Here is a 574-nt window from a genome sequence, read left to right as displayed (position 1 = left end):
TTGTCGAACTGACGCGCTAGTTTTGGTGTTATCTCAAAAGCTGACGCGTCAGGTCGCTTCAAGCGGCGAGCCTGCTCCTCTGAGTCAGCAGCAATCAGCGAAAGCGCTAGATCCTGCCAAAGCTCCTGAAGTTGGCTGTAGCCATGTTGCTTCATGACCTCGTCTATCTTCTTGCGAATCGCGGCAGGCAAGTCCACCGGAGTCCGCTCGATGCCCAGGCGCTGCGCTTCGGCCTTCTTGTTTGCCCGGTAGGTCGCAGCGTGTTTCGCTGCTCCTGTCTTCTCGGCCATTGCCGGTACCTCGCAAGCCGCTTGGCGGCAAAGTAATCTGATGCTGGCGCCGGCCATGCCGGACGCGGTTTGAAATTCGGCGGATCATGGGTGGCACACCTCCAGAGCTCGCTGGCGCCTGCTGGAAGCTGGCATGACGAAAAGCCGCCGATTGCTGGTGCGATAGACGCTCCAGGCTGTGCTGGTTGCTCTGGCCATGCAGGCGGCGTACTTGATCGCCTCCAGGTGGTTGGTGGTGGCGATGATCATTGGTCGTGCTTCGCTCTACTGCTGATCGGCCTGGC

General features: G+C 59.8%; 2 protein-coding genes. One reads left to right on the top strand and one right to left on the bottom strand.

The genetic code is table 11. The annotated features are described in order from the left end of the window. Nucleotides 1-290 (bottom strand): hypothetical protein (locus UIA24_RS23110; protein WP_330524054.1); only part of this gene is annotated, 290 nt, incomplete at its 3' end. A 90-nt stretch (nucleotides 291-380) separates the two neighbouring features. On the opposite strand from UIA24_RS23110, the gene UIA24_RS23105 reads away from it, so the two are divergent. After that, on the top strand, nucleotides 381-574 hold a 194-nt coding region (locus tag UIA24_RS23105; RefSeq protein WP_330524053.1), incomplete at its 3' end, for a hypothetical protein.

It is taken from the genome of Pseudomonas sp. AL 58 (assembly GCF_036348395.1).
Classification (GTDB): Bacteria; Pseudomonadota; Gammaproteobacteria; order Pseudomonadales; family Pseudomonadaceae; genus Aquipseudomonas; species Aquipseudomonas defluvii.
The sequence above is the reverse complement of the archived record's forward strand: the minus strand, read 5'-3'. Positions and strand labels throughout refer to the sequence as shown.